Annotated in this window: 5 protein-coding genes; all 5 read right to left on the bottom strand. The window is 50.2% G+C overall.

The window, feature by feature from the left end:
- Positions 1-127: 127 nt before the first annotated feature.
- Positions 128-754 carry an FAD-dependent oxidoreductase gene (locus tag M0P74_18275; GenBank protein ID MCK9365533.1) on the bottom strand — a complete coding sequence of 209 codons (627 nt, stop codon included), beginning with the start codon at positions 752-754 and terminating at the stop codon, positions 128-130.
- 212 nt (positions 755-966) lie between these two features.
- Positions 967-1,365, bottom strand: coding sequence for an FAD-dependent oxidoreductase (locus M0P74_18270; GenBank protein ID MCK9365532.1), 399 nt, complete (start codon positions 1,363-1,365; stop codon positions 967-969).
- Between the two features lie 3 nt (positions 1,366-1,368).
- On the bottom strand, positions 1,369-1,500 hold the full coding sequence (locus tag M0P74_18265; GenBank protein ID MCK9365531.1) for a lycopene cyclase family protein: 132 nt from the start codon (positions 1,498-1,500) through the stop codon (positions 1,369-1,371).
- A gap of 188 nt (positions 1,501-1,688) precedes the next feature.
- Positions 1,689-2,423 carry a hypothetical protein gene (locus M0P74_18260; protein ID MCK9365530.1) on the bottom strand — a complete coding sequence of 245 codons (735 nt, stop codon included), beginning with the start codon at positions 2,421-2,423 and terminating at the stop codon, positions 1,689-1,691.
- A gap of 143 nt (positions 2,424-2,566) precedes the next feature.
- Positions 2,567-3,011, bottom strand: a 445-nt coding sequence (locus M0P74_18255) for a hypothetical protein (GenBank protein ID MCK9365529.1), incomplete at its 5' end; no start/stop codon positions are given.

Raw genomic sequence — 3,011 nt, 5'->3', positions numbered from 1 at the left:
CTTTTGAGAAAGCGTAGCTTAATCTTCATAAATCAGCGCACCTCTTGGCCGAGTCACCCGGCAAGAGGGTATTTTTGAGCAAAATTATGAACATTAAGCTACGCTTTCAGGGTCGCCGTAAATAGTGTCAGCGTGTGTTTGAAGCTTTCGATCGCAAGCGGCGTATTGGCGGAGCGTGAGCTTTTGGCAGTGGTTTTGCCCTTACCAGCCATAGTCCCAGATGTTCGAGAATGGCCCGGATCACCGACGGGTCTTCAATAAAACTGATGATCCGCATCGCCCCCTGACATTTCGGGCAGACCAGGGGATCTACTTCGTATATCTTCTGAAAGCGAAGCTTGATGTTCATAATCAGCCTTGCCGTCGCCCCGTCTGCGATCAGTTTGAGACCTATCTTCTTCGCATCTGGCATAGCATTGGCGGAGGCATTTCCCCAAGTGATCAAGCTGACGGGATGAAAACCGGATACCCGGGCCTCACTTTCTGTAAGACCCGTTGCGGCCGCCTCCAGGCTGAAAATCTGGAAAGACTGGGCACCGACAACACCGGGGAATATCATAGGTTTGCCACCAATATTGCTTCCAGCAACGCGGCCTTGCTTGTTGGCGATGTCGCCCAAAGGGATGTTCCCCCATCGCTTGCTGATCCGGTGAAAGGACTCGCAACAGTCGCCGGCGGCATAGATATTTTCTACAGAGGTTTGTTGGGAGAAATTAACCGCAATAGCGCCAGATTTGCCAAGGGCCAGGCCCATCGACTCTGCAAGACGTATCTGGCTTGACGCCGACTGCTATGAGGATTATATCTCCCTCCTTGGGTCCGTGATTCGTGTTCAAGCGTAACCGGTAGGCAGATCCTCTCTCGATAGATCGAGGTTTCGTATCAGCAGTAAAAGCGACATCGTGCTTCTTGAGTTCGTCGAAAATCATTAGGCCCAATGCCGGGTCCCCGCGGTTGACTGGAAGCTTACCCGTGGATAACCTCTGTTGCGATTCCCCTAGTCACGAAGGCCTCGCAGACTTCCATAGCGATAAAGCCGGCCCCGATGATAATGGCCTTCCGGCAAGCCGTCTCCTTGAGGTAGGCTTTGATCCTCAGTGCATCGCTCAGTCTTTTCAGGATAAACACCCCTTCCATGTCTTCTCCGGGTATGCCGGGCATGCGGGGTGCTGTGCCCGTTCCGATGGCAAGTAAATCGTAGGGCAGGGAGGCGCCGCTATCAAGACGGACGACTTGGCTGACCGGATCAATCTGTTCGACCTTGGTATTGATAATAACCTCAATGCCTGATTCCCGGAATTTTGCCGGGGTACGCGCCGTCAGCTTCCGTTCATCCTTGATTACATCGCCGATGTAATACGGCATAGGTCAGGCTGCGGTTGCTACGTGAGGCCCTTGTTCGATCATGGTGACGGAAAGACCGGGATCGCCTCTTTTTGCCTCGGCAGCTACGGAACCTCCTGCAGCGCCGGCACCGACAATCACTAATGCCTTGTCCATAGACAATCCTCCACTCTATTTACCTGCTGAGAGCGTAGAAAGCTCATATTGATTCCGTATCTTAGGTCTTTTATAAAGATAGGTAGTAGAATAATACAATATCATAGTTAGACAAACAAATTTGTCCCATCGAGAAAAAATTAAAATGAATCCCCTTTGGGGTTCAGGTCCCAATATGGACAAGAGGGTTACTGAAGACCGGAAAAATCACCAAAAGCGAAATAGGTTTGCGCGAAATTTGATTTCATTGCCACGGCTGCCTTGGAAAGGGCCTCGATATTGCCTGAATCGATCAGACCCGCCAGTTGATTCAAGATCTCACGCTCTTTCCTGACCTGCTTAGCGTATGTTTCTGCCCGTTCGGGGGACAATTTAAAGAGGGCAGCGTCTATCCCTGATCTCTCTACATCGCTCCATAGCCTTGAAAGCCCGGTAAGGGCGGTCTTGAGCTTTTTGGGATCCGAGCCCGGTTTCGAGATATCTTCGGCAAATTCCTCCATGGGGTCGTGGAATGCCGTGAATCGATCGGGTAAATAGTCGATGCCCATATCGGTGCGGATTTTCCAGAAAGCGGTCCTGATGTATTCAAGGGATTCATGGGCGTCATGCCTTTTGTCGGCAGCAACGAGAGCATCAGCTCTCGATATCTTTTGTCTCGACTCTGTGACGACTTTTGCAAGGGCAGGGTTTGATTTAATCTGTGAGGCCGTAGCTTGGACGAAACCCTGCCAAGCCTTGTCGAGACGCCGTAATGACTCCTGGACTTGAGATACCGGCTTGGTGGGTTGATTGGTCAGCGCAAGAGCAGGAACATAGGCGCGTTCCAGAGTGGCAAACTCTTCAATAACACCCGCATAGACAGTGGCAGCAAGGGCGAGGATGAGCGCTGCTATGACGGGAAGAAAAGCATATTTCATCTTCATGGTTGAATCCTTTCTGAATAAATTATTGACGATGTTACCAGTTAATATCCGGTTGGTAACGAAAACCATCTTTATTTAGCTCGTTCATTTCTATCTGAATCTACATCAATCATCTTGATATGTCTATTCCAAAAATATACTGATCAAAACTGATACACCAAGATCAATCCGCCACCGAAATCGGGGCTTGCGTCGGAAAAGTCGGTGAGCCCATAGATTTCCCAAGATAGGCGGCGTGAGTGCATATGGTTCACCTTCAGTCGTCCCTCAGCCTGGGCATCCGCTCCCTCGGAGCGCGGGGATGAGCCTTTGGCCAGCACGGAAACAAAAAGCCGCTCGGTCCTCTGGATGCCCACCCCGCCGAGATAGCTAACATAGTTGCGACCCCGATAGTCGGATTTACTGTTCTGAAAGATATAAGCCCCCTCTCCGAATATAATTGATTGAATTGATAAGATATTATCTTTAGTGTTCGGAAGTATAGGGGGGCTGTTTTTGTTTGTCAAGGAATATTTTGCATCGATTTTGCGTCGAAAAACAGTGACTGGCGATGCGGTTCGGTAAGGAAGGTGGATCGGCGGCCCCTCT

The organism is Syntrophales bacterium (genome assembly GCA_023229765.1).
Lineage (GTDB): Bacteria > Desulfobacterota > Syntrophia > Syntrophales > UBA5619 > DYTH01.
This window is presented reverse-complemented; position numbering and strand designations above follow the sequence as displayed.

Excerpts from the sequence above, each read along its gene's own strand:
- M0P74_18265 (MCK9365531.1), bottom strand. The coding sequence starts at position 1,500 with ATGGACAAGGCATTAGTGATTGTCGGTGCCGGCGCTGCAGGAGGTTCC.
- M0P74_18270 (MCK9365532.1), bottom strand. The coding sequence starts at position 1,365 with ATGCCGTATTACATCGGCGATGTAATCAAGGATGAACGGAAGCTGACG.
- M0P74_18260 (MCK9365530.1), bottom strand. The coding sequence starts at position 2,423 with ATGAAGATGAAATATGCTTTTCTTCCCGTCATAGCAGCGCTCATCCTC.
- M0P74_18275 (MCK9365533.1), bottom strand. The coding sequence starts at position 754 with ATGGGCCTGGCCCTTGGCAAATCTGGCGCTATTGCGGTTAATTTCTCC.